At 68.4% G+C, this 24143-nt stretch carries 25 protein-coding genes and 1 pseudogene; 9 read left to right on the forward strand and 17 right to left on the reverse strand.

Features of this window, described 5'->3' with window-relative positions; genetic code table 11:
- Nucleotides 1-74 precede the first annotated feature (74 nt).
- From dapE to JZ792_RS09385, 4 genes are all read left to right on the forward strand, one after another.
- On the forward strand, nucleotides 75-1175 hold the full coding sequence (gene dapE / locus JZ792_RS09370) for a succinyl-diaminopimelate desuccinylase (RefSeq protein ID WP_216908940.1): 1101 nt from the start codon (nucleotides 75-77) through the stop codon (nucleotides 1173-1175).
- 88 nt (nucleotides 1176-1263) lie between these two features.
- Nucleotides 1264-2073 (forward strand): LOG family protein, encoded by an 810-nt coding sequence (locus JZ792_RS09375; protein WP_216908942.1) that lies wholly within the window; start codon nucleotides 1264-1266, stop codon nucleotides 2071-2073.
- Nucleotides 2070-2657, forward strand: coding sequence for an LOG family protein (locus JZ792_RS09380; protein WP_216908944.1), 588 nt, complete (start codon nucleotides 2070-2072; stop codon nucleotides 2655-2657). The genes JZ792_RS09375 and JZ792_RS09380 overlap by 4 nt, the downstream gene beginning before the upstream one ends.
- Nucleotides 2654-4423 carry a long-chain-acyl-CoA synthetase gene (locus tag JZ792_RS09385; protein WP_216908946.1) on the forward strand — a complete coding sequence of 590 codons (1770 nt, stop codon included), beginning with the start codon at nucleotides 2654-2656 and terminating at the stop codon, nucleotides 4421-4423. The genes JZ792_RS09380 and JZ792_RS09385 overlap by 4 nt, the downstream gene beginning before the upstream one ends.
- A gap of 138 nt (nucleotides 4424-4561) precedes the next feature.
- Here JZ792_RS09385 and JZ792_RS09390 read toward each other — a convergent pair whose 3' ends face one another.
- The 9 genes from JZ792_RS09390 to sigE form a co-directional block, all read right to left on the reverse strand.
- Nucleotides 4562-5500, reverse strand: coding sequence for a glucosyl-3-phosphoglycerate synthase (locus tag JZ792_RS09390; RefSeq protein ID WP_216908948.1), 939 nt, complete (start codon nucleotides 5498-5500; stop codon nucleotides 4562-4564).
- Nucleotides 5497-6381, reverse strand: coding sequence for a dihydropteroate synthase (gene folP / locus JZ792_RS09395; protein WP_216908950.1), 885 nt, complete (start codon nucleotides 6379-6381; stop codon nucleotides 5497-5499). Before folP ends, JZ792_RS09390 begins: the two co-directional genes overlap by 4 nt.
- Nucleotides 6382-6447: 66 nt before the next feature.
- Nucleotides 6448-7524: an XdhC family protein gene (locus JZ792_RS09400; RefSeq protein ID WP_216908952.1), complete on the reverse strand. Its 1077-nt coding sequence runs from the start codon at nucleotides 7522-7524 to the stop codon at nucleotides 6448-6450.
- 101 nt (nucleotides 7525-7625) lie between these two features.
- Nucleotides 7626-7970, reverse strand: a complete 345-nt coding sequence (locus JZ792_RS09405; protein ID WP_216908954.1) for a hypothetical protein — start codon at nucleotides 7968-7970, stop codon at nucleotides 7626-7628.
- 439 nt (nucleotides 7971-8409) lie between these two features.
- Nucleotides 8410-9270, reverse strand: a complete 861-nt coding sequence (locus JZ792_RS09410) for a hypothetical protein (protein ID WP_216908956.1) — start codon at nucleotides 9268-9270, stop codon at nucleotides 8410-8412.
- Between the two features lie 104 nt (nucleotides 9271-9374).
- Nucleotides 9375-9791 carry a Sec-independent protein translocase protein TatB gene (gene tatB, locus JZ792_RS09415; protein ID WP_216908957.1) on the reverse strand — a complete coding sequence of 139 codons (417 nt, stop codon included), beginning with the start codon at nucleotides 9789-9791 and terminating at the stop codon, nucleotides 9375-9377.
- 32 nt (nucleotides 9792-9823) lie between these two features.
- On the reverse strand, nucleotides 9824-11386 hold the full coding sequence (locus JZ792_RS09420; protein WP_216908958.1) for a S1C family serine protease: 1563 nt from the start codon (nucleotides 11384-11386) through the stop codon (nucleotides 9824-9826).
- Nucleotides 11387-11396: 10 nt separating this feature from the next.
- Nucleotides 11397-11780, reverse strand: a complete 384-nt coding sequence (locus JZ792_RS09425; RefSeq protein WP_216908960.1) for a hypothetical protein — start codon at nucleotides 11778-11780, stop codon at nucleotides 11397-11399.
- Between the two features lie 62 nt (nucleotides 11781-11842).
- Nucleotides 11843-12475, reverse strand: a complete 633-nt coding sequence (gene sigE / locus JZ792_RS09430) for an RNA polymerase sigma factor SigE (protein WP_216909114.1) — start codon at nucleotides 12473-12475, stop codon at nucleotides 11843-11845.
- Between the two features lie 545 nt (nucleotides 12476-13020).
- On the opposite strand from sigE, the gene JZ792_RS09435 reads away from it, so the two are divergent.
- The 4 genes from JZ792_RS09435 to JZ792_RS09450 all read left to right on the forward strand — a co-directional run bounded on the left by JZ792_RS09435 (nucleotide 13021) and on the right by JZ792_RS09450 (nucleotide 15398).
- Entirely contained in the window at nucleotides 13021-13653 is a 633-nt protein-coding gene (locus JZ792_RS09435) for an O-methyltransferase (protein ID WP_216908962.1), read from the forward strand.
- Nucleotides 13654-13672: 19 nt separating this feature from the next.
- The gene (locus JZ792_RS09440; RefSeq protein WP_216908964.1) at nucleotides 13673-14827 is read left to right on the forward strand and encodes a DUF6545 domain-containing protein; all 1155 of its coding nucleotides are present in this window, start codon (nucleotides 13673-13675) and stop codon (nucleotides 14825-14827) included.
- A gap of 48 nt (nucleotides 14828-14875) precedes the next feature.
- Nucleotides 14876-15118: a hypothetical protein gene (locus JZ792_RS09445; protein ID WP_109528491.1), complete on the forward strand. Its 243-nt coding sequence runs from the start codon at nucleotides 14876-14878 to the stop codon at nucleotides 15116-15118.
- A 91-nt stretch (nucleotides 15119-15209) separates the two neighbouring features.
- Nucleotides 15210-15398 carry a hypothetical protein gene (locus tag JZ792_RS09450; protein ID WP_216908966.1) on the forward strand — a complete coding sequence of 63 codons (189 nt, stop codon included), beginning with the start codon at nucleotides 15210-15212 and terminating at the stop codon, nucleotides 15396-15398.
- Between the two features lie 24 nt (nucleotides 15399-15422).
- On the opposite strand, the gene glgC is transcribed toward JZ792_RS09450, so the two are convergent.
- Nucleotides 15423-16637 (reverse strand): glucose-1-phosphate adenylyltransferase, encoded by a 1215-nt coding sequence (glgC, locus tag JZ792_RS09455; RefSeq protein WP_216908968.1) that lies wholly within the window; start codon nucleotides 16635-16637, stop codon nucleotides 15423-15425.
- Between the two features lie 191 nt (nucleotides 16638-16828).
- Between glgC and glgA the strand changes: the two genes are divergently transcribed.
- Nucleotides 16829-17998, forward strand: a complete 1170-nt coding sequence (gene glgA / locus JZ792_RS09460; protein ID WP_254189580.1) for a glycogen synthase — start codon at nucleotides 16829-16831, stop codon at nucleotides 17996-17998.
- Between the two features lie 7 nt (nucleotides 17999-18005).
- Here glgA and JZ792_RS09465 read toward each other — a convergent pair whose 3' ends face one another.
- From JZ792_RS09465 to JZ792_RS09495, 7 genes and pseudogenes are all read right to left on the reverse strand, one after another.
- Nucleotides 18006-18860, reverse strand: a complete 855-nt coding sequence (locus tag JZ792_RS09465; RefSeq protein WP_216908970.1) for a putative RNA methyltransferase — start codon at nucleotides 18858-18860, stop codon at nucleotides 18006-18008.
- An 80-nt stretch (nucleotides 18861-18940) separates the two neighbouring features.
- Complete coding sequence (locus tag JZ792_RS09470; RefSeq protein ID WP_011211259.1) at nucleotides 18941-19108, reverse strand: DUF3117 domain-containing protein; 168 nt, start codon at nucleotides 19106-19108, stop codon at nucleotides 18941-18943.
- Nucleotides 19109-19284: 176 nt separating this feature from the next.
- Nucleotides 19285-19830, reverse strand: a complete 546-nt coding sequence (locus tag JZ792_RS09475) for a DNA-3-methyladenine glycosylase I (RefSeq protein WP_216908972.1) — start codon at nucleotides 19828-19830, stop codon at nucleotides 19285-19287.
- 365 nt (nucleotides 19831-20195) lie between these two features.
- Nucleotides 20196-20510 (reverse strand): annotated as a pseudogene (locus JZ792_RS09480) (DivIVA domain-containing protein); the annotation flags it as partial.
- Nucleotides 20511-20623: 113 nt separating this feature from the next.
- On the reverse strand, nucleotides 20624-21760 hold the full coding sequence (locus JZ792_RS09485; RefSeq protein ID WP_216908974.1) for an Mrp/NBP35 family ATP-binding protein: 1137 nt from the start codon (nucleotides 21758-21760) through the stop codon (nucleotides 20624-20626).
- Nucleotides 21761-21779: 19 nt separating this feature from the next.
- Entirely contained in the window at nucleotides 21780-22631 is an 852-nt protein-coding gene (locus JZ792_RS09490; protein WP_216908976.1) for a lytic transglycosylase domain-containing protein, read from the reverse strand.
- 100 nt (nucleotides 22632-22731) lie between these two features.
- Nucleotides 22732-24117 (reverse strand): lytic transglycosylase domain-containing protein, encoded by a 1386-nt coding sequence (locus JZ792_RS09495; protein ID WP_216908978.1) that lies wholly within the window; start codon nucleotides 24115-24117, stop codon nucleotides 22732-22734.
- Between the last annotated feature and the right edge of the window lie 26 nt (nucleotides 24118-24143).

A 24143-nucleotide genomic window follows, 5' to 3' on the forward strand; every position in this document is an offset into this window, starting at 1 on the left:
CCTGCGGCTTGTTCGTCACAACCCGGTCGCGGGTCACCGGAGAAAGGCGCCGCCCGTCTCCGTACGCTGAGTGCGTGACCATCGACCTGCGCGAGGATCCCATCGCACTGACCGCCGCTCTGGTGGACATTCCCAGCGTCTCGCTCGACGAGGCCGTGATCGCCGATATCGTCGAACGCGCGCTGCGCGAGCAGACCACCGGATTCGAGGTGCTCCGGCACGGCAACGTCGTCCTGGCCCGGACGAATCACGGCAAGCCGACACGGGTGATCCTGGCGGGGCACCTGGACACCGTGCCGATCGCCGACAACGTGCCGAGCAGATTCGACACCGACGCCGAGGGCGCGCCGGTGATGTTCGGCTGCGGCACCGTCGACATGAAATCCGGCGACGCGGTCTTCCTGCATCTTGCGGCGACCATCGCCGATCCGGTCTGCGACCTGACGCTGATCTTCTACGACGGCGAAGAGATCGCCGCCGAACACAACGGGCTCGGTCATATCGAGCGCGATCTGCCGCAGTGGCTCGACGGCGATCTCGCGATCCTCGGCGAACCGTCCGGCGGCTGGGTCGAGGCGGGATGCCAGGGCACCATGCGGGCGCGGCTCACCACCGAGGGCACCCGCGCGCATTCGGCGCGATCCTGGTTGGGCGACAACGCCGTTCACCGTCTGGCGCCGGTTCTGCAACGGCTGTCGGAGTATCAGGCCAGGCAGGTCGACATCGACGGATGCGTGTATCGCGAGGGGTTGTCGGCGGTGCGGGTCCAGGGCGGTGTCGCGGGCAATGTGGTGCCCGATATCGCCGAACTCGACGTGAATTTCCGCTTCGCGCCGGATCGTTCGGTGGACGAGGCCGTCGCCCACATCCGCGAGGTCTTCGCGGGACTGGACCTGCGCTTCGAGGTCACCGATTCCGCGCCGGGCGCGCTGCCCGGCCTGACCGCGCCCGCGGCGGCGGATCTCATCGCCTCGGTCGAGGCCCACGGCGGTGGCGGGGTGCGCGCGAAATACGGCTGGACCGATGTCTCCCGTTTCGCGGCGCGCGGCATTCCCGCCGTCAATTTCGGTCCCGGCGATCCCAATCTGGCCCACAAACGCGACGAACACGTGCCGACCGCGCAGATCACCGCCGTCGCCGCCATTCTCCGGAATTACCTCGTCGGCGGGGCCTGAACCCGGCGATACCGTGTTGCCGTGAATACGCGCGGTGTTGTCCCGGTGGTTCGGTGCGCGAAACGCCGATCCCGGTAGCGTGGACGTCATGTCTACCGACGCCGTCGAACCCGAGGTTGCCAGCTCACGGAAGTCGACCCCCAAGTATCGGGGGCCGATCATGTTCCGTCGCGACCGCAAGGACGGTCTCGGCACCGCGGATCAGAATCTGCTCGATCGGCACGAACCGACCGATTGGGTGCACACCGATCCGTGGCGGGTGCTGCGCATCCAGGCCGAATTCGTCGAGGGTTTCGGCGCGCTGGCCGAGGTGCCGCGCGCGGTCGCGGTCTTCGGTTCGGCGCGCACCCCGGTCGAACACCCCGAATACGAAGCGGGCCGCGCCATCGGCGCCGCGCTGGCCAGGGCCGGATTCGCGGTCATCACCGGGGGCGGTCCCGGGGCGATGGAGGCGGTCAATCGTGGCGCCTCCGAGGTGGGCGGCTATTCGATCGGGCTCGGCATCGAGCTGCCGTTCGAGCAGAGCCTCAACGAATGGGTCGACCTCGGGATCAATTTCCGGTATTTCTTCGCGCGCAAGACCATGTTCGTGAAGTATTCGCAGGCCTTCGTCTGCCTGCCGGGCGGATTCGGCACCCTCGACGAATTGTTCGAGGCGCTCACCCTGGTGCAGACCCGCAAGATCACCCGGTTCCCGATCATCCTGTTCGGCACCGCGTACTGGTCGGGACTGGTTGACTGGCTGCGGGATTCGCTCGGCGGCTCGGGCAAGATCTCGCCGGGAGATCTCGATCTGCTGCATCTGACCGACAGCGTCGAGGACGTCGTCTCCATCATCGTCGACACCGCGGCGGCGGGCGGGAATGTCGACGCGCTCGGCACGGAGGACCAGTGGTGACCGCTGCGGGGTACTCCGTGTGCGTGTACTGCTCGGCCAGCACCGCCGATCCCGCGCACCTGTCCCTCGCGGCCCGGGTCGGCACCGAAATCGCCAGGAACGGTTGGCAATTGGTGTCCGGTGGCGGTCACGTCTCGATGATGGGCGCGGTCGCGACGGCCGCGCGCGCCGGTGGCGCGCAGACCGTCGGGGTGATTCCGAAACACCTTGTGCACCAAGAGGTCGCCGATGTGGGCGCGGACGAACTCATCGTCACCGACACCATGCGCCAGCGCAAACAGGTCATGGAGGATCGCGCCGACGCCTTCCTCACCCTGCCCGGCGGCATCGGCACGCTGGAGGAATTCTTCGAGGCGTGGACCGGCGGCTACCTCGGCCAGCACGACAAGCCGGTGGTCCTGCTCGACGCGGACGGTTTCTACGCGGGACTGCTGCGCTGGCTCGACGAACTGTACGAGCGCGGGTTCGTGACCAGGTACGCGATGGAGCGGATCACCGTCGTGACCGATCTGGCCTCGGCCTTCGCCGCGCTGCGCGGCTTCGCCGACGCCACAGTGAATACTGAGGAGCATCAGGACCGGTGAGTACCGAAACCCGCACCACGGTAAGTCTTCTCGATCTCGTCAAAGCCCTCCCCGCGATGGCGCTCGACGCACCGGGCATGGTGCGCAACGCCGTCGGGATGCTGGTCCGGCCCGGTGACCGGGCCTCGATCGGCCTGTATTTCCAACGCAACGCCCACCGGCACCCGCAACGGCTCTTCCTGCGTTTCGAGGGCAGCACCTACACCTATCAGCAGGCGAACGCACAGGTGAACCGGTTCGCCAACGTCCTCACCGATCGCGGTGTCCGGCGCGGTGACGTGGTCGGCGTGCTGATGACCAACCGGCCCGAAACCCTGCTGCTCGCACTGGCCGTGGTGAAACTCGGCGCGACCGTCGGCCTGGTCAATCACAATCAGCGCGATCGGGTGCTGGCACACAGTTTCGACCTGCTCGACAGTGTGCTCGACGTGGTCGGCGAGGAATGCCGGGAGGCGCTCGACTCGCTGCCGGAGCCGCTGCCGAATGTGCTGTACAGCGACGATCTCCTGGACGCCGCCGAATTCGCCGATCCCGATGATCCGGCCGTCTGCGCGCAGATCACCGCGCGCGAGCGGGCTTTCCTGATCTTCACCTCCGGCACCACCGGCCTGCCCAAGGCCAGCGTGATGACCCACCAGCGCTGGACCAAGAGCATGGCCGGGCTCGGCGGACTCGGAATTCGACTGCGCGGCAGCGACACCATGTACTGCTGCCTGCCGCTCTATCACAACAACGCGCTCACCGTCGCGCTGTCGTCGGTGCTCGCGGGCGGTGCGACCTACGCGCTCGGCCGCAAATTCTCGGCGGGCGGATTCTGGGACGAGATCATCCGGGAACGGGCCACCGCGTTCATCTACATCGGCGAACTCTGCCGCTATCTGCTCCGGCAGCCGCCCGCACCCACCGATCGACAGCACCGGGTCCGGCTCGCGGTCGGCAACGGGTTGCGTCCGGAACTGTGGGACGAGTTCACCACCCGTTTCGGCATCGGCCGGGTGGTCGAGTTCTACGGCGCGAGCGAAGCGCCGGTGGCCTTCGTCAACGCGTTCGGCATCGACCGCACGGCGGGGGTCGGTCCGCTGCCGTACGCGATCGTCGAATACGACGACGAGACCGGTAAGGCCGCGCGCGGAGCCGACGGCAGATTGCGGAGGGTCGGTTCGGGCGGCGTGGGACTGTTGCTCGCCAAGGTGACGGACAAGCAGCCCTTCGACGGATACACCGACGCACAGGCGTCCGAGGCGAAACTCGTGCGCGACGGTTTCGCCGACGGTGACATCTGGTTCGACACCGGCGACCTGGTTCGCGACCAGGGCTGGTGGCATATCGCCTTCGTCGACCGGCTCGGCGACACCTTCCGGTGGAAGGGCGAGAACGTCGCGACCACGCAGGTAGAGGGCGCGCTCAGCGAGAGCGAGGCGATCGAGCAGGCCGTGGTGTTCGGCGTCGACATTCCCGGAACCGACGGCAAAGCCGGAATGGCCGCCGTGACCCTGCGCCCCGACGCCGAATTCGACGGGAAGGCGCTCGCCGGGCTCGCCTACGACCGCCTGCCGTCCTACGCGGTCCCGCTGTTCGTCCGCGTGGTGGATGAACTCGAGCAGACCTCGACCTTCAAGAGCCGCAAGGTCGAACTACGCAAACAGGGATACGCGAGCGACGACGCGAGCACGCTGTACGTCCTCTCGGGCCGCGCCGACGGATACGTGCCCGCCTACGACGAGTACGCCGACGACGTCGCCGCGAGGCGCGCCCCCAAAGGGTGAGCCGCGACGCGTGGCCCAAGGGTTGAGCCGCGACGGGCCTGCCCACGGCGTGGCACATGAGTCCGAGGGTTGAGCCGCGAGGGGTTTGCCCATGGGGTGAGCCGTGGTGCGTGCGCCCGAGGGACAGCGGAGGTGGTCTCAGGCAGCGACGCGGGAAGGGCGCAAAGTGTTCATCGGCGGACGGTCCGCCAGCGACACCTCGGTGCTGTGGGCGGTGAATTCGTCGCCGATCAGCGGGAACTGGGTGAGCGCCGCGCCGGAGTCCTGGACTCCGCTGCGACCGAGGACGGTGCCGAGGATCTGGCGGCTCATCACGCCCAGATCGGCGAGCGGACGGTTGCGGTGGGTGCGCACGCCGAGATTGACCTGGCCGATGGCATCGATGCCGAGCCGATCGTAGGTGTCGAGCAGCAGCCCGATCTCCACGCCGTAGCCGGGCGCGAACGGGACCGAGGTCAGCAGTTCCCTGGTGCCCGCGTATTCGCCGCCGAGCGGTTGCAGCACCTGTGACAGCTCCGGGCGCAGTGCGGCCAGCAGCGGTCGTGCCACGAGTTCGGTGACCCGGCCGCCGCCGTGCGCGTCGACGGAATCGCCCTGGCGCAGCGGCCGCCGGTAGTAGGCCTTCACCAGGTGCATGCCCTCGACCGTCAACAGTGGGCCGAGCAGTTTCGGCACGAAGGCCGGGTCCGGGTCGATGAGATCGGAGTCGACGAAGGCGATCAGGTCGCCGCTGGTCACGGCGAGCGAGCGCCACAGCACCTCGCCCTTGCCCGAGACCGGATCCAGTTCGGGAACCGCCTGTTCCCGGGTGATGACCTCGGCGCCTGCGGCCGCCGCGCGTTCGGCGGTGGCGTCGGTGGATCCCGAGTCGAGTACCACCAGTTCATCGACCAGGGTGCCGAGCAGGGGCCGGATACTGGCCACCACGTCGGCGACGGTGCCTTCCTCGTTCAGCGCGGGCAGCACGACCGAGACCGTGCGCCCGTTCTTGGCGGCGACGAGGTCGTCGACCGGCCATTCGGGGTTGTCGAAGGTGTTCGTAGTCGCCCAGGCGGGCTCGCGGTGTTGGAATTTCATACCAGACCTCGCAGGGTTCGTGCGGGGGGCCGGATGCCCTGGATCGCGGCGATCATGTCGACCACTCGCCGGGTCGCGGCGACTTCGTGGACCCGGAAGATTCGAGCGCCCGCCGCGGCAGACCATGCTGTCGCTGCCAATGTGCCCTCCAACCGTTCGGATAGGTCGACACCTAAAGTCTCCCCGATGAAATCCTTGTTGCTCAGTGCCATCAGGACTGGCCATCCGGTTTTTACAAGAACGTCGACTCCTCGCAACAGTGCGAGCCCGTGATGGGTGTTCTTACCGAAATCGTGGGTCGGATCGATCAGGATCGAATCCCTGCGCACACCCGCGGCGAGCGCGTTCTCGGCCGCGCGCACCACCGTTTCGGTCACCTCCGCCACCACGTCGGTGTAGCGGACCCGGTGCGGCCGCGTCCGCGGCACCGCCCCTCCGGTGTGACTACAGACGATGCCGACGCCGAGTTCGGCCGCGACGCGCACCAGATCCGGATCGGCGCCCGCCCAGGTGTCGTTGATCAGGTCGGCGCCCGCGTCCACGGCGGCCCGCGCCACCTCCGCGCGCCAGGTGTCGATGCTGATCAGCAGATCGGGATATTTGCCCCTGATGGCGGCGACGAACGGCACCACCCTGCGGGCCTCCTCGGCCGCGTCGACCAGATTGCCTGGACCGGCCTTCACCCCGCCGATGTCGACCACGTCCGTGCCCTCGTCGACGGCGCGCGCGACCGCGTCCATGGCGGCCGAATCGCCGAAGGTCGCGCCCTTGTCGTAGAACGAATCGGGCGTCCGGTTGACGATGGCCATGACCAGAGCGCGATCCGTCGCCACCGGCCTGCCGCACAGAGTCGGTGACGGCACGGCGGTGGAGCTGAACATGCCCCCGACTGTACCGACAGGTATTCGCGGGCGGGTTCGGTACCGCCGTCCGAACGGCGGGACCGCTCAGCGGTGGATGGGTCCGTCGCGCCGGTCCAGCGGAAGGCCCGACGCGCCACCGCGGACCGCGAGGATATGCGCGGCGATGGATATCGCGGTCTCGTCGGGGGTGTGGGCGTCCAGATCCAGGCCGAGCGGGCTGTGCAGGCGCGCGAGTCGGGTTTCGCCGACACCGGCCTCGCGCAGTCGCTCGCGACGTTCGGCGTCGGTGCGCCGGGAACCGAGCGCGCCGACGAAGGCCAGCCGGTCGATGGCCAGGGCGGCGGCGAGCATCGGCACGTCGAATTTCGCGTCGTGGGTCAGCACGCACACCACCGTGCGGTGATCGACGCGACCCGCGCGGTATTCGGCGTCGAGGTAGCGGTGCGGCCAGTCGACGACCACGTCGTGCGCGGCGGGGAAACGGGCGGGGGTCGCGAACGTCTCGCGGGCGTCGACCACGGTGACCCGGTAGCCGAGCCTGCGGCCGGTGTGGCTCAGCGCCCGTACGAAATCATTGGCTCCCGCCAGGATCATCCGCGGTGCGGTGGCGAAGACCTGGACGAAAGTCCGCGGACGTGTGGCGGATTCGGGCCCGCATTCCGCCGCGCCGACGATGCCGCTGCGCCCCGCGGCCAGCAACGCCGCGGCATCCCGATCGACGCCGCGCCACGGCTCGGAATCCCCGGGCCGCAACAACTTCCATTCGGCAGCGGACTCCAGCGTGGTCGCCAGCGCGACGGGTTCGCTCGCGGCGAGTGCGCGGCGCAGTTCGGTCAGCACCGCGAGTCTGCTCGCGTCGACCCGCTCGACGAAGATCTCCATCTCGCCGCCGCAGGTCAACCCGATCTCGATGCCGTCGGATTCGGCGTACCCGAAACGGTCGGCGGCTGCCTGTCCGCTCGCCAGCACCGTCCGCGCCGAGTCGAGCACCGCCGCCTCGACGCAGCCGCCCGACAGCGATCCGACGACGGTGCCCGATTCGGTCACCAGCATCGCGGCCCCCGGCTGCCTCGGTCCCGCGCCGGTCGTCTCGATGACCCGCGCCAGGGCGACGGGTCCCGAGGGCAGCAGCCCGATGAGCTGTTCGAGTACGGTGCGCACGGCCTCCGCTCCTCTCCTCGACGCCTCGCGCGGCCCTCCGCGAGGGCGCGACGCGTGCCGATAATTCGAGGGTAGTCACCGAACCGGTCGGCCTGTGGCGACTACCTGTCGGTGCCGGATCGGACGTTCGGGTGGGGACGGTAGCCGGTGGGACGTCGGTCGGCGGTCACCGGCTCGGTCCGGCGGGGGTCGCTGGTCGGGCGCGCGATATCGACCAGGGTGGGGGAGTCGAAATCGGCGGCCCGATTCGACCTGGCGGGTGTGCGGAGTACGGACGGTCCGCCGAACGTGGCGGGCTCGGCGGGGTACTCCCCGGCGAGTCTGGCTTGAATCTGCGCCACTGTCAGGTGATCACGCGCGGAGCCGGTTCCGCGGAGGGCGACGGCGAGGATGCCGAGCATGCCCGCGACGACGAGGACCGTGCCGATGGCGACGACGAGGTTCACAACTGCCTCCCGTGGTGGGCGCTCGAAATGTCGTACGAACAGCCCGTCACACGACCCGGCTCGGCTCGGCTGCGGACGTCGCACCCACGAAACGTGCACCCGCTCACATCAATGGTTATTTGTCAGCAATCTATATGCAGAAGAGGCTCTGTGGGCGGGCGGGACCGCGTGAGCTGTGCCACATGGCAGATCGGTGAGCGTAGGGCGGTACCCGTTGGGGCCAAATCTGTGAGGCGGCAACCTGCCCGCTGTCGATTCGTGGGAGCCTCGCCGCGCGCGAAACCGATTCGGGCCGTGCGATATGCGATCAGCGGACGGCCGAGGGTGGTCGAGGCGGCCGAGGTCGCGCACGACGGAGCGCAGGCGCCCTGGATGCGGTGGGTACACGCGCGACCGATTGGGCTGAACCGCCCGGTGGGCGTCGAATACGCGCCGAAGTTCAGCGACGGGTGCGCAGGGCCGCCGATCGGGAATCGGGGGGTTCGTGGCGGTAGACCGGGGTGAGCAGGTCGGCATCGACGGGCTCACCGGTCGAGCGGTCGTAGCGGACCGCGATGAGGACCGAGAACAGATTGTTGGCCGCGCGCTCGTGCAGGGTGGCCAGGCGGGTGGCGAGCAGCCGGATCGCGCCGAGTGAGCCGGGTGGGTGCAGTCCGTCGATGAGCAGGCAGGTGCCGCGACCGTCGGGGCGGGGCAGGCGGGCCAGATAGGCGATATCGTGCGGCTCCGGGCCGCCCGGCCGGTACACGCGCCTGGCCGCCCTGTCCTCGATACCGCGGCGGGCGTCACCCGCGCGGGTCACGGCCCGGCGCAGTCGGGGGTCGGCGGCGATGAGCTGGCGCAGACTCGGGGAGAGTTCGGGGCCGCCGATGGCGATGAGGCCGTCGCGGTTCAGGTCGATCGGGCGACCGGGCAGGAAGGTTTCGACCGTCGCGGTGAAACCGAGTTCGCGCAGCAATTCGGCCAGCCGGGTGCCCGCGTTGGGATCGGGTGCGCCGAGGATGCGCCCGGCGCGGATCTCGGGGACGAGCACGGTGAGCGAGCCGTGACCGAAGAACAACCCCTCGGGTGCGGGGCCCTGGGTGCTCACCTGATGGATGCGCGCGCGGGAAAGTCCGGCGGCGGCACCGATTCTGGCGAAGGTCCAGCCCTCGGCGTGCAGTTCGCGGATGACCGCCCTGCGGATACGCGTTAGCTCGTTGATGGTCTGCTGCGCCGCCGCCACCCCGTCTGTGGCTGCTTTGAGTCTCTCGACCTTGTCCTCGATCGCAAAGACTCGCGCCACGTCATCGGCCGACATGTGCGAAGTCTAGACAGGTGGACACGCTCCTGTGTCTAGAACGCTTGACAGTCGAACTTCCAGACGGCTCAGTCCGTTTCGTGCGAAAAGTGTATTTCTACAGGTCAGGTGGCATCGTTGTCGATCGGCGGACGCTCGTTGCGCGCCAACGGCTTCTCGAGTTTCGGCATCGGATGATCCGGCATGCCGCTCGCGGTGCCGAGGAGGTCGTCCTTGCTCGGCACCGCCTTCTCCAGATCGCGGAAGACCGAATCATCCCCGTTCAGCAAATGTTTGGTCACCACCGCGCGCGGACTCATCCCGCGCAACTCGTTCAGATCGGCCAGCGGCTTGCGCAGGTCGTCGAATTCCGGACCGAGTTCCTCTTTGAGTTGGGCCGTGGCCCCACTCGCGTAGTCGCGTACCTGACGCAGGCTGCGCGTGGTCCAGCGAACCGCCCCGGGCAGCCGTTCAGGACCGAGGATCACGAGGGCGGCGACGAGCAAAATGAGCATCTCGCTCCAGCCGATATTGCTGAACACGAGTCCAGGCTACCTGGCGCGGGGGTCGCGACTCAGTCGGATTCCAGCGTGACAGGCACGTCGACCTGCCTGCCGTCTCGAATCAACTGCACGTTCACCCGGTCGCCGATCTTGTGGGCCTGCACCGCGACGGTCAGCTCCTCCGGACCTGTCACCTCGCGATCGCCGACCTTGACGATGACATCTCCCTCGACGATCCCGGCCTTCGCCGCGGGTCCGTCCGGCGCCACGTCGGCCACCGCCGCGCCGCTCATCACGTCGTTGGCGACGGTCTTGGTGCGGGCGCTCACACCGATCATCGGGTGATGCATCTGACCGCTCTTGATCAGGTTCTGCGCGACATCGGTCATCACGTCCACCGGGATGGCGAAGCCGAGGCCGACCGAACCGCCGGTCTCACTGCGGATCGCGGAGTTGATGCCGATGACCCGGCCCTCCATGTCGACCAGCGCGCCGCCGGAGTTACCCGGGTTGATGGAGGCGTCGGTCTGCACGGCATCGATCACCGCGTTGGTATCGCTGCCCTCGCCCTGGAGTTTCACCGGACGGTGCAGCGCGCTGACGATGCCGGAGGTGACGGTCTTGCTCAGCCCGAGGGGGGAGCCGATGGCGAGCACGTCGTCGCCGACCTGCACGTCCTGGGAGCGCCCGAGTTTCGCCACCGTGAGGTTCTTCACATCGACCTTGAGTACGGCCAGATCGGTCTTCGGATCGCGTCCGACGATAGTGGCGGGCACCCGGGTGCTGTCGGAGAAGGTGACCTGGATCGCGGCCCTGTTGCTCTTGTCCTGCGCGGCCATCGAGATCACGTGATTGTTGGTGACCACGTAACCCTCGCCGTCGATGACGACGCCGGAACCGGTCGCGCCGTTCTCGCCGACCGTCACCCGAATCGAAACCACCGACGGCAGAACGGCATTGGCGACCTGGGAGATCAGCCCGTGCGGACGTTCGGTGGCATCGCTCTGGCGCAGGCTCACCGTGCGTGAGGTGAGGTTGGTCGACGCCTCGGCCGTGAGCCGCCCGACCAGTCCGCCGATCAGGCCGATGGCGAGCGCGACGACCGCGAGCACGGCCAATGCCTTGGGGGCCACCCGCGAGCCGAACAGCACTTCGCGCGCGGTGAGTCGGCGCGACTGCGGCAGCGGCTCGACCCGCGGCGTCGCGACGGCGGGAGCGCCGAGCGCGGCGGAGGAGTTCGGATCGCGCCACGGATCGACACGACCCGGTGCGCCGTCGGGCGTGTCCCCCGAATCGGGCTGGCGTTGCAACAGTTCGTTCGAACCCTCGGGCCTGCCGAACGCCTCGGCGAGCACGGCGTCCGGTGGACGGTTCTGCAATTCGGGACCGAGCGGCGCGATACCCGCGCCGCCGGTGCTCGCGGGCCGGTTCGCGGAGAAGGACCCCGTCTGGCCGCTCGGGCGGCGGAACGCGTGCGTGGTGTGGGAGTCGACGTGGGGCCGATAGACCGGCCGGGGACCGAGCACGGGTGCGTCCGACGGCCTCAGGTTCCCCCTGTCGGCCGCCGAATCGGGGGTGTCGCCCGCGGCGGGCGCGTCAGACACGGGTCCGGTGTTCGGTGATTCGGTGGTCACTCGCCAAACTCTACTTGCGCCACCAGTTGGCCCACCGGGTCGTGGTGAACGAATCCGCCAGGAAACCGAAAACAGCCTCGTTTCGGGCGTTCCCGGCCCGCTGATGAGCCGCGCCGTTGGTGCCGGGCAGCTCGGCGAGCGGAATACGGGTCAGGCTGTCGTGCAGTCCGGTGGGAATCGATACCTGACCGGACTGGCGCAGCGCGATCCGCGCCTGCTGCTGCGCGTCCACCTCGGCCGCGCATTCGGGACACAGGGACAGATGTTGAGCGGCGCGCAGGTACGCGTTCATCCGCAGTTCCCCGTCCACATAGGCCGCGATCGCCTCGCTGGCCAGATGTTCGGTGGGACGGAAACGCGGTGAAGGACCGGACGCGCTGGACTCACCACTCATTCGGTGCTCACCCTTCCAACCGACATCGATCACCTGCGCGGGTGATGCCGGTTTGCGACCGATCACCCGAGATTCGCGTCAGCGGTGAACCGCTGCTGAGATCCATTATGCGCAAGGTGGTCGCGCAATGCCTGACGCCCTCGATGGATGCGGCTGCGCACGGTGCCGAGTTTGACTCCGAGCGTCGCGCCGATCTCCTCGTAGGACAGGCCCTCGATATCGCAGAGCACGACCGCCGCGCGGAACTCCGGCGCCAGCGAGTCCAGCGCGGATTGCAGGTCGGGGTCGAGTCTGGCGTCGTGGTAGGCGTCCTCGGGGGTCGGTCCTTCGGCGGGCACCCGCTCGTAATCCTCGGGTAGCGCCTCCATCCTGATCCGGTTGCGTCTGCGCACCATGTCGAGGAACAGGTTGGTGGTGATGCGGTGCAGCCAGCCCTCGAAGGTGCCCGGCTGATAGTTCGACAGCGAGCGGAAGACCCGGATGAAGGTTTCCTGGGTGAGGTCCTCGGCGTCCTGCGCGTCACCGGAGAGGCGGTAGGCCAGTCGGTACACCCGGTCGGCGTGTTCGCGGACCAGTTCGTCCCATGACGGCATCGCGGCGCGGTCGCCGGTGGCGTCGAAGGCCGCGGTTCCGGTCAGTTCGCCGGGTTCGGGCAGGGCGTTCTCGTCGGGCCGTTCGCTGTCGAACGGCGGGATGTGATCGGGAAGTGTCGCGTATTCGCTCACCGCTGCGGGACGAGCCTCCGCGGTGGAGCCGGCCGTATTCGGCAGCGGGTTCGCCTCCGGGCTTTTCCCCGAGTAGTCCCCCGAGTGCCCCGGCAATGTCGCAAAGGAACCTTTGACCATGTGGATGGGGCTACCTCCTACTCGGGACCGTAAACGTTCGCGACGGTCGTGTTGATCCGGAATCCCGGACCCCCACCTAGGGATACAACCGACTACCTGTATGTCGTTGTTCCCTGGTCCCGTGTAAACGGTCTGATGGTCTTGCGTGTTCCCACTCTTTCCTGTCCTGATATGCCCCGGTTATGGAGATCCTGAGGGACACCTGAGAAATTTGTCTTTCCGGAAGTGTGACCGTGCGAATCCGCCCGCGCGGACCGGGAAAGCCGCAGATGACCAGGTGGCCGGGCGGCCGGGCGCGACGGCGGGCGCGGATCGGCGGCGACGGCGGAAAACTATGCTCACACACTCACGAGCGGCGGAAAGACGCGGGGAGGCCGGGAAGCTAGCCTCATACGGTGGCATCGAACTTGGAGCGAAATCTCTCCTACGTGGAAGAATCCGTCGTGGAGGACGACATCCTGGTGAGCGCGCGCGAACGGGCCACCGAGCTGGGCGCGGCGCCGGTGCCGCCGTCGGTCGGGGCGCTGCTCAGCATGTACGCGCAGTTGCTCGGCGCGCGCGCGGTCGTCGAGGTCGGCACCGGCGCCGGTATCAGCGGCCTGTGGTTGCTCGACGGCATGCGCGAGGACGGCACGCTCACCACGATCGATTCCGAGCCCGAACACCAGCGCGCGGCCAAGGAGGCCTTCCGTGCCGCCGAGATTCCCCCCGCGCGCACCAGGCTGATCAACGGCCGGGCCCTCGATGTGCTGCCGCGGCTGGCCGACGGCGCCTACGACCTGGTCTTCATCGACGCCGCGCCCCTGGAACACCCGCAGTACGTCGGTCAAGCCGTGCGATTACTCAGGGAGGGCGGGGCGATCATCTTCCACAACGCGTTGCTCGGCGGTCGTGTCCCCGATTCCTCCCAGCGAGATCCCGCCACCGTCGCGGTCAGGGCCGCCACCCGCGCCATCGCCGAGGACCCCGAACTCACCAGTGTGCTGATCCCCGTCGGTGACGGTCTGCTCTGCGCCTCGCGCGGCTGACCGGAGGTTTCGATCGACCGTGCACACCGGTTGGCCCGCGGCGCTGTCGTCCGCCGCCCTGCTCGTGGCATGGCCCGTGGTCGTCCTGCGCGCGCTGTACTTCGACCAGACCGGCGCGGATCGGCAGTTGGCCGCCATCATCGGCCTCGGACTGGTGAACTGCACCCTGCGCGAACCGAACTGCCAGCGGCTGATCACGGTCGCGACGGGTGGACATCTCTCGGTACTGCTGATGTACCAGCTCAGTGTTGTCGCGTTCGCCGCCAGTTCCGCGGCCGGTGTGCTGTTCGCCCGTGACGGACGTGATCGTCCGGTCCCCGGGATCGCGCTCGCCGCTACCACCGGACTCTGGGTGCTGTCCGCCGTGGTGCTCGGCCTGGCCGAGGATCCCGCCGCCCTGGTGCGCGGCGACAGCGCGGAATCGATGGCCTTCGTCTACTTCGGGGGCGCGGTGCCGTTGGCTCTGCTGGTCGGAGTCGAATTCATCGCGCTCGGCAGGGCCGGGCTGTCGATGGGCGGGGATCGAATCGAGACGGCGCTGCACGTGATGGTCATCGGGGTCGGGATCGTCAGTGTCGTCCAGGCGGTCAGTCGCACGGTGGCGGCGGTGCTGCTCGGAACAGGTCACCGCACGCCCCTCACCCGGTTGCAGGGGATCGTCGACAACGACCTGATCTTCCCGACGGTGCTGGCGGGCACCGTGTTCTACGCCGCTCCGCTGATCCGGTCGGGTCTGGAACGAGTGCGGCTCGACGGCTGGTCGCGGCGTGGGAAACAATTGCTGCCGCTGTGGTCCGAACTCACCGCCGCCTGCCCGGAAATCGTGCATCGCGCACCGGGAATCGATCGCGCCGACAGCCGCTACCCCGTGTACCGCACCGTGGTCGAGATCCGCGATTGCATGCTGATCCTGTCCCGTCACACCCGCGCCCTCCCGCCGGAGGTCCGCGCGGCCATCGCGGCACGGGGGATGCCGGAGCCCGAACAGCGGACGCTGGAGACCGCCGTCGCGCTGGTGTTCGCGCTGCGCGCGCGAAGTTCGGGTCTGCCCACCGTGGCCGCCGTCGGCAGGGCAGCGTCGATGGCCGAGGACATGGATTCGGAAATCGATGAACTGGTGCGTATGGCCGCCGTATGGCCGCTCGCGTGTGGAATAGCCACGCGGGGCGCGTGAACTCGATTGCGCTGGGTAAGCGGGAACCAATCGAGTTAGAGGTATCGCATGATCTGGCAACGTAGTTCCGAATTCACCGAGACAACAGCCCATCTCGGCCATATAGCCACCGAGCGTTCGACGCCGAGTTGGCTGACGTCGATCTTCGGCGTCTTCTTCCTGATTGTCGCGGCGGCGGTGATTGTGCTTCTGTTGGTGAGCAACGCCGACTTCGACACCGGTCCGCCGAAGGCTCCGCCCGCGTCGGGAAGCTGTGAGCCCTTCTGTACGCTCGCGCCGCAGGCTCCCTGACCGGGCGAATCCGTCGACGTCACCCGTCCTGCCAGGCTGGAGAGTCGCCCGCCAGGCTGGAGAGTCGCCCGCCAGCCCGAGAGAGGCCGTGATGTTCCAGAACAACGACGACGGCGTCGATTGGGGCGGCACGACCGTCGTGTTGGTGCTCGTGCTGGTCGCGGCGGTTCTCGTGCTGATCGTGGTGAGCAACGCGGATTTCGGGAATCGCGACCGGCCGACGGCCCCGCGCACACCCGGCCCTTGCGAGCCGTTCTGCCCGGTGCCGCGCACACCGTGAACGGCGCGCCCGACCCCGGTCGGGTCAGACCCAGATTCCCTTGCCGACGGTGACGACGCCGCCGTTGCTCACCGCGAATCGTTCCCGGTCGCGTTCGAGGTCGACACCGATGATCTCGCCCTCGGCGACCACCACGTTCTTGTCGAGAATGGCGCGACGCACCACCGCGCCGCGTCCGATGCGCACGCCCGGCATCAGCACACTGCCCTCGACGGTCGCGCCGTCGTCTATCACCACATTCGAACTCAGCACCGAATTGCGCACGGTCGCCGCCGAGAGGATGCTGCCCGCGCCGATGATGGATTCCTGCGCGAGCCCGCCCTGCGCGAATTTGGCGGGTGGCAGATTCTCCGCCGCACCGCGGATCGGCCAGTGCCGGTTGTACAGGTTGAACACCGGATGCACCGACACCAGATCCATGTGGGCGTCGTAGAACGCGTCGATGGTGCCGACGTCGCGCCAGTACCCGCGGTCACGGTCGGTGGCGCCTGGCACGTCGTTGTCGGCGAAGTCGTAGACGCCCGCCTGGCCCGCCGCAACCAGCGACGGGATGATGTCGCCGCCCATATCGTGATCGGAGTCGGAGTTCTCGGCGTCGGCGCGAATGGAATCGACGAGCACCTTGGTGGTGAACACGTAGTTGCCCATGGAGGCGAAGGTCACGTTCGGGTCGTCCGGGGTGCCCGGCGGATGGGCCGGTTTCTCCAGGAACTGGGTGATCCGACCCGACTCGTCGGAATCGATGCAGCCGAAGGCGCTCGCCTCGCTACGCGGCACCCTGATGCCCGCCACCGTCACGCCCGCACCGGATTCGATGTGGTGCGACAGCATCTGCTCCGGATCCATCCGGTACACGTGATCGGCGCCGAAGACCACGATGTAGGACGGATCCTCGTCGTAGATCAGGTTCAGCGACTGCATGATCGCGTCCGCGCTGCCCGTGTACCAGCGCGGGCCGAGCCGTTGCTGGGCCGGAACCGGGGTGATGTACTCACCCGCGAAACCGGACAGTCGCCAGGTCTGAGAGATATGTCTGTCCAACGAATGCGACTTGTACTGGGTCAGTACGCACAGCCGTAGAAATCCCGCGTTCACCAAGTTGCTCAAGACGAAGTCGATCAGGCGATACGCACCCCCGAAGGGGACCGCAGGCTTGGCGCGATCCGCGGTCAGTGGAAACAGGCGCTTGCCCTCGCCACCGGCGAGCACGATCCCGAGTACGTGCGGCTGGCTCCTCACATTTGCCAAACTACCGTGAAGTGCGGGTGTGAGTGGCCCCCGCAGAGCCGAGCGTCTACTTTGAGACCGTGAGTTTCGGCACGGACGGCGGGCGCTCGGCGGCGGGATCCGGTGAAGCCGAGCAGTCACGCGAAGCATTGACGGCGGCCGGAGACGGGCCGCGGGACAGCGATGTCACCCCGGGCGACCGATTGCGGGTCGCCATGCTGACCCGGGAGTATCCACCCGAGGTGTACGGCGGCGCGGGCGTGCACGTCACGCAGCTCGTCGATCGACTCGGCGTGCTCTGCGATGTCACCGTGCACTGCATGGGCGTGCCCCGCACCGATGCCGTGGTGCACCAACCCGATCCGATGCTGTACGCGGCCAACGCCGCCATGCAGATGATGTCGGCGCAGCTGCGCATGGCCGACGCCGCCGGACACGTCGACGTGGTGCATTCCCACACCTGGTACACCGGGCTCGCGGGGCATCTGGCCGCGACGCTGTACGGGATCCCGCACGTGCTCACCGCGCATTCGCTCGAACCGCGACGTCCCTGGAAGGCCGAGCAGCTCGGCGGCGGCTACCGGCTCTCGTCGTGGTCGGAGCGCAACGCGGTCGAACACGCCGACGCGGTCATCGCGGTGAGCGAGGGTATGCGCCACGACGTACTCGACGCGTACCCGGCGCTGGACCCGGGGCGGGTCCACGTGGTGCACAACGGGATCGACGCGACCCTGTGGCATCCCGGCCCCGCCGACGCGGACGCCAGGCCGGTACTGGCCGAACTGGGGGTGCGTACCGACCTGCCCATCGCGGCGTTCGTCGGACGGATCACCCGGCAGAAGGGTGTCGGGCATCTGCTGGCCGCCGCCCGCGATTTCGATCCGGATATCCAACTCGTGCTCTGCGCGGGAGCCCCCGACACGAGGGAACTCGAAGTCGAGACCGCCGCGGCCGTCGACGAATTGCGGCAGCGCCGCGGCAATGTCTTCTGGGTCAGGGAGATGTTGCCCATCGAGCAGATCCGGCAGATACTCGCCGCCGCCACCGTTTTCGTGTGTCCCTCGGTGTACGAACCGCTCGGCATCGTCAATCTGGAAGCCATGGCCTGCGCCACGGCGGTGGTCGCCTCCGACGTCGGCGGGATTCCGGAGGTCGTCGGCGACGGACGCAACGGGCGGCTGGTCCACTACGACCCGGCCACCGCGGCCGACTACGAGCGCGCCCTCGCGGACGCGGTCAACGAGGTCGCGGGGAATCCGGCGCTCGCCGCGCAATTCGGCGCGGCCGGGCGGGCAAGGGCCATCGCGGAATTCGACTGGGCCGCCATCGCCGCGCGCACCGTCGACGTGTACGACCAGGTACGCAAATTCTGATCCGCCCTCATATCGGACGGTAGGCGGCGACCACCACCGAGGCGGTCACTTCCGTGTTCTCGTCGAGCGTGTCGAGCGCGGCGTTCCTCGACTCGTCGGCGGCGTGGAATGCCGACGGGCCCATGCCGACGACATGCGCGATATCGGTGCGCGACAGTGTCATCGGATATTCCACGCGCACCCGATCGATCGGGGAGAAAAGTCCGGCGAGTGATTCGGTGAGGCGTTGCTGTTTGTCCGGATCCACCGTCACCATGCCCAGTCGGCCGACGAGTTCGCCCAGGTGTCGGGATGTGGGTGTGACGACGACGAATCGGCCGCCGGGTTCGAGTACCCGCGCCACCTCGGCCGGATTGCGCGGGGCGAAGGCCGCGAGGACCCCGGACACGGTATCGGCGCGCAGGGGCAGACCTCGCCAGGCGTCCGCGAGCACCGACGCCGCGCGAGGATGCGCGCGGGCGCAGCGGCGGGCCGCCGGTTTGGCGACGTCCACCGCGATGCCGAGGGATCCCGGCACCGCGTCGAGGATCGCGGTGAGGTAGTAGCCGGTTCCGGCGCCCACCTCCACTATCGGGGCCGCCGGTCCGGCGTCGTCGAGAGTCGCGCCGATCGCGCCGACCACAGCCTGCGCGATCGGCGCGAAATGTCCCGCACCCTGGAACGCCGCACGAGCGTCCAGCATGGCGGGCGTATCGCCTGTCATCTTGGTCGACGAGCCGGTCAACAGGCTGACGTAGCCCTGTTTGGCGATGTCGAAACTGTGCCCGCTCCCGCAGCGCAACGCCCGGTCGGCGGCCTCGAGTTCGAGACCGCATTCCGGGCACGCCAACAGGGCGGCCACATCAGCGAGTGCCGGGTGCATGGGCGGCCTCGTCCGATCCCGATTCGTCGGGATCATCGGAAGGGCCGCCCTCGGCCCGGCACTCGCTTCGCTGCGGCCGGCTAGCTCGTGACACTCTTCAGTTCGTCGCCGAGCGCCGCTGCCTCATCCGGCGTGAGTTCGACGACCAGACGCCCGCCACCCTCGAGTGGAACCCGCATAACGATTCCACGCCCTTCTTTGGTTGCCTCGAGGGGACCATCCCCGGTGCGGGGCTTCATGGCCGCCATCCTCTGCTCCCTCCAGATCTGCGCGGTTTTCTGCGCACTTTCTTGGAACTCCAGTTGTCACCAACCAGCGAGCTCGCCGGCATTTGGCGAGCTACACCGATCTATTCTTCCCTATTGCCGATCTCGACGGATACCTGAGTTCGAAATGTGACCGGGAGGTCGGTGATCCGACGGCTTCAGCGGATCCAGCAATCGCTCAGATGGTCGTCGACCATTCCGGTGGCCTGCATCAACGCATACGCGGTCGTCGGTCCGATGAAACGAAATCCGCGTTTCTTCAATTCTTTTGCAAGAGCGATGGATTCGGGGCTGGTCGCGGGCACTTCGGCCAGTTCGCGCGGGCGCGGGCGCGCGGGCGGGGCGAACGACCAGATCAGCTCGTCGAGGCCGGTGTCGAGGGCGCGGGCAACCTCGGCATTGGCGATGGCTGCCTCGATTTTCGCCCGGTTGCGCACGATGCCGGTATCGGCGAGCAATCGCGCCACATCATCGTCGCCGAACTCGGCGACCCGTTCGATGGAGAATCCGGAAAATGCTGTCCGGAAGGCGGGGCGCTTACGCAGGATGGTGATCCACGCGAGCCCGGACTGGAATGCCTCCAGGCACATTCTCTCGAACATGGCGTCGTCACCGTGCAGCGGACGGCCCCACTCCTGATCGTGGTAATCGCGATACAGCTGAGAAGACTCCGCCCAGGGGCACCGAAATCGGCCGTCGCTCATCGGCGTGGCGGTCACGGCGAATCGGGGGTCGAGTGGTCACGGGGTCGCGCGGAATCGCCGTTCTGCCCCGAGTCCGGTCGTCGCGCTCCCGGATCGGCGGGCGCGCCCCGGTGCGGCGTCTCGGGTCCGTGTGGTGCCGAAGCATGCTCGGGCCGAGGATCGAACGGTGCGGTGCCCGCGGGCGGGGATACCTCCGGTGCCGGGCCGACGACCGGTTGCGCGCTCGTCAGCCCGGCCAGGGGTAGTGGCGGCGGATCGGATTGCCCGGACGGCACGCCCCACGGCGCACGCGGCGGCGCGGGCGTCTCCGGCCAGGGATGCCGGTACGGGACCGGAGCCGGTGCGGGCTGCGGGCCGGTCCGCAGCGCGCTCGCGGGTACGGCGGACTCAGCCGTACCGCCGCGCGCGTACGCCAATTCCCGTTGCAGTTCATCGATGCGGGCGGCCAGTCGCGCCAGCGCCCAGTCCACTTCGCCCGCCTTGTATCCGCGCACCACCTGCTGGAAGCGCAGCGCCCGCACATCGGCCCCGCTGATGCCCTCCGCGGGCAGCACGGTGGCCGTCGTGCCCTCGGGCAGCGGCCCCAGTTCCTCCCCCCGCCCGAACACCACACTCGCGAGCAGGAAGAGCATCGCGGCCACGAGGCCTACGATCAGCACGTAGAAAAGCAGCGTGAGCATGCCGATCAGCTTATTGGCACCGGCCGACACGTCGCACATGTCCTCGCGCGGTCCGCGCGCATATCCTCGCGCGGGCCGCGCATATCCTTGCGCGCGGTCCGCGCCTGGACGTATTACAGGTGACGCGTGGTGTCGATGCCGAGCGACATCCCGGCCAGGCCACGCCGCCGGACCGCCAGTTTGTCGGCGACCTCGAGCAGAGCCTTGGCCGCCGCGCTCTCGGGATCGCGCAGCACGATCGGCGTGCCCTCGTCACCGGACTCGCGCACCGCCTGCTCGATCGGGATCTGACCGAGCAGCGGGACGTTCGCGCCGACCGCGCGGCTCAGGCTGTCGGCCACGGTCTGGCCGCCGCCCGATCCGTACAGATCCATCCGGGTGCCGTCCGGCAGATCGAGCCAGGACATGTTCTCGACGACGCCCGCGATGCGCTGACGGGTCTGCAACGCGATCGAGCCGGCGCGTTCGGCCACCTCGGCGGCCGCGAGCTGCGGGGTGGTGACGACCAGGATCTCCGCGTTCGGGATCAGCTGGGCGATGGAGATGGCGACGTCGCCGGTCCCCGGCGGCAGATCCAGCAGCAGGACGTCGAGGTCGCCCCAGAACACATCGGCCAGGAACTGCTGAAGTGCCCGGTGCAGCATCGGTCCGCGCCAGACGACCGGGGTGTTGCCCTGGGTGAACATCGCGATCGAGATGACCTTCACCCCGTGCGCGACGGGCGGCATGATCATGCGCTCGACCTGGGTGGGGCGCTGATCGGTACCGAGCATGCGCGGCACCGAATGGCCGTAGATATCGGCGTCGAGCACGCCGACCGACAACCCGCGCGCGGCCATGGCCGCCGCGAGATTGACGGTCACGCTGGATTTCCCGACACCGCCCTTACCCGAGGCCACCGCGTACACGCGGGTCAGCGAGCCGGGCTGGGCGAAGGGAATCACCGGCTCGGGCGAGTCGCCGCGCAACTGCTTGCGCAGGTTGGTGCGCTGCTCGTCGTCCATGACGTCGAGTTCCACCGTGACCGCTCCGACGCCCGCGACGTCGGCGACGGCCTTGGTGACCCGCTGGGTGATCTCGGTCCGCAGCGGGCAACCGGCCGTCGTCAGATAGATCTCGATGTGGACATTGCTGTCGGCGCCGATCCCGATGCTCTTCACCATGCCCAGTTCGGTGATCGGCTTGCGGATCTCCGGGTCGTCGACCTTTGCGAGGGCTCCTCGCACATCCGCTTCCGTAACCACTGACATTCCAGCGATTTTAGTCGTCTCAGATCCGGGGCAGTTCCGCGGGCTTCGGAGCGACGCCGTTGTTGTACGAGTTGGCCCACGCCATGACGTTCGCGACGTAGGCCATCGAGTTGTTGTAGCGAAGGATCGCGCGGGTCTGCTGGGACATGTCGCGCATGTCGAGTCCGCCGCTACAGAGGTACTTCCCGGCCGTCAGCGTGGCGTCGAAGAGGTTCTGCGGGTCGGCGACGCCGTCGTTGTTGCCATCGGCGGCGTAGCGCTTCCAGGTGTCGGGCAGGAACTGCATCGGGCCGATCGCGCGGTCGTACCCGCTGAGCCCGTCCAGCGCGCCGTCGTCGCTGTCGTGGATGACGTGGTTGCCGTACAGCGAGCCGTCGAGCACCGGGCCGTAGACCGGTGCGAGCGGATTGCCGTCGGCATCGGCCTTGCCGCCGAAGGCGTGGGTCGACTCCACCCGGCCGATACCGGCGAGCATCGACCAGGACATCCCGCATTCGGGATCCTCGGTGTGCAAGACCTGTTCGGCGTTCTGATAGGCGGCGACCGCGATGCCGGGAATGCCGAGCGGCCCGGCGGGCATCTCGGCGCGCGCCCGGTTGTCCGGCAGCGCAACGGTTTTGACCACCGGCGGGGCACGGAAGCCCTGTTGCGCCATGGCGTGGTCCGCGGTCTCGTCGAGCGCGGCGGCCAGGCGCGCGCCGAGCGCGTCGCGATCTTCCTCGGGGGACGGTTGGATATCCGCCTGCATGGCGGGGTCCAAGTCGGAGGCGCCCGCGACGGCGATGACGCCGGCGGGGAGCAAACCTGACAGAGCTAGGACAGATGTTCGGCCGACTTTTACACCGGTCGAAGGTTTACGGTGACGCCCCACGGTGTGGTGCCCTCCTCCGCTTTCAAGATTGAAACTCTAGGAGAGGGTACCGCATTCGAGATCTTTTTGTTACTGCTTCGTGACCTCGATCGAGGTTTGGTCAGGGACCGACGGGCGGAAGCGGGATGACGATGTTGAACGGCAGGGTGATGCCCGGTTGGGGCGTCGGCGCGGGCGCCGCTTCCTGCTGCGGGGCCTCGGGCAGTTCGGGTTCCGGGGTTTCGGCGGGGACGGCCTCGGGAGCCGCCTCCGGCGCGGGTGCGGGCACGGTTGCCCGCTGGTCGCCGATATCGGGCATCAGCGGCGCGCAGGCGGGCGCGGGCGCTATCGCCTGCGGGTCCCGCTGTTCGCCCGCGCCGAAGGTCTGGGCCGCCGGGGGGAGCGCGGGATCGCCCGGGCGCGGCATCGGCGCCGGAATCGTCTGCGTCTCACACGGATTCGCGGGGGGCGCGGGCGCCGGGCAGAAGATGCCGCACGGGATCGGCGGCAGGCCGGGGATGGTGATCATCACCTGGGTCGGGGCGGCCGGGTCGACCGTGGTCGGCGGGTTCGGCGGCAACTCGGCCTGGGTGGACGGGCTCGGCGTCGTCCTGTTCGCCGCCAGCATGTCCGGATTCGGCGCCTGACCTGGCGGGATCAGACCGGGGTAGATGCGGTCCTGGCTCGGCTTGCCGCCGGTGCGATAGGCCGCCGACCAGCTCAAGACGTTGGCGGCGTAGGACATCGAGTTGTTGTAGCGCAGCACGGCCCGCAGTTCCTGTGCCGGGTCGCGCAGGTTCAGCCCGCCCGAGCACAGGTACTTACCCGCCGCGACGGTCGCGTCGAAGACGTTGTGCGGATCGGCGACCCCGTCGCCGTTGCCGTCGGAGGCGTAGTGGCTCCACGTGCTCGGCAGGAACTGCATCGGCCCGAGCGCGCGCACGTAGCCGCCGTCGGTGGCCTGGATGACCTCGTTGCCGGGCAGGGTGCCGTCGAGCGCCGGGCCGAAGATCGGGGTGACCGTCGTGCCCGCGGCGTCGGTTCGCCCGCCGCTCGCGTGACCCGATTCGATCCGTCCGATTCCCGCGAGCAGATTCCACGGCAGGCCGCAGTCCGGCGCCGCCGATTCCATTGCCAGCTCCGCGTTGCGATAGGCCGCGAGCACGATTTCCGGGATGCCGAGCGCGCCGCCGGTGGCGGGCAACACGATGTCACGAAGCGGAACCGTTCCGGCGAAGGGGGCGTTACCGTCGGCGGGCGGCGTCATTGCCGTGAGTTTGCGCGGCGTCTGGGGGGTTACCGGCAGCAGGCCGACTGTCCGGGACAGCTCGGCTTCCTTGGTGTTGTCTGGCGCGTTGCCCGTGCCGCCGGGACCGTTGGAAGCGGCGAGTAACGCGTCGGTAGCCTGCGGTGCCGTGGTCTCATCGGTGGTGTTGGTACCCGATCCCGTGACGACGAGACCCGCCACTACCAGGGCCGACACGGTAATCGGAGCAGATATACGCATTCGGCCACACCAATCCTCGACGTCGT

The sequence above is a fragment of the Nocardia noduli genome, assembly GCF_019038455.1.
Lineage (GTDB): Bacteria > Actinomycetota > Actinomycetes > Mycobacteriales > Mycobacteriaceae > Nocardia > Nocardia noduli.

Bases quoted from the DNA above. Each gene is read 5' to 3' on its own strand.
- JZ792_RS09445 (WP_109528491.1), top strand. From the start codon at position 14,876: ATGATCTGGCAACGTAGTTCCGAATTCACCGAGACAACAGCCCATCTC.
- JZ792_RS09485 (WP_216908974.1), bottom strand. From the start codon at position 21,760: ATGTCAGTGGTTACGGAAGCGGATGTGCGAGGAGCCCTCGCAAAGGTC.
- JZ792_RS09465 (WP_216908970.1), bottom strand. From the start codon at position 18,860: ATGCACCCGGCACTCGCTGATGTGGCCGCCCTGTTGGCGTGCCCGGAA.
- JZ792_RS09375 (WP_216908942.1), top strand. From the start codon at position 1,264: ATGTCTACCGACGCCGTCGAACCCGAGGTTGCCAGCTCACGGAAGTCG.
- JZ792_RS09450 (WP_216908966.1), top strand. From the start codon at position 15,210: ATGTTCCAGAACAACGACGACGGCGTCGATTGGGGCGGCACGACCGTC.
- JZ792_RS09475 (WP_216908972.1), bottom strand. From the start codon at position 19,830: ATGAGCGACGGCCGATTTCGGTGCCCCTGGGCGGAGTCTTCTCAGCTG.
- JZ792_RS09390 (WP_216908948.1), bottom strand. From the start codon at position 5,500: ATGAAATTCCAACACCGCGAGCCCGCCTGGGCGACTACGAACACCTTC.
- JZ792_RS09495 (WP_216908978.1), bottom strand. From the start codon at position 24,117: ATGCGTATATCTGCTCCGATTACCGTGTCGGCCCTGGTAGTGGCGGGT.
- folP (WP_216908950.1), bottom strand. From the start codon at position 6,381: ATGTTCAGCTCCACCGCCGTGCCGTCACCGACTCTGTGCGGCAGGCCG.
- JZ792_RS09410 (WP_216908956.1), bottom strand. From the start codon at position 9,270: ATGTCGGCCGATGACGTGGCGCGAGTCTTTGCGATCGAGGACAAGGTC.
- JZ792_RS09425 (WP_216908960.1), bottom strand. From the start codon at position 11,780: ATGAGTGGTGAGTCCAGCGCGTCCGGTCCTTCACCGCGTTTCCGTCCC.
- JZ792_RS09470 (WP_011211259.1), bottom strand. From the start codon at position 19,108: ATGGCGGCCATGAAGCCCCGCACCGGGGATGGTCCCCTCGAGGCAACC.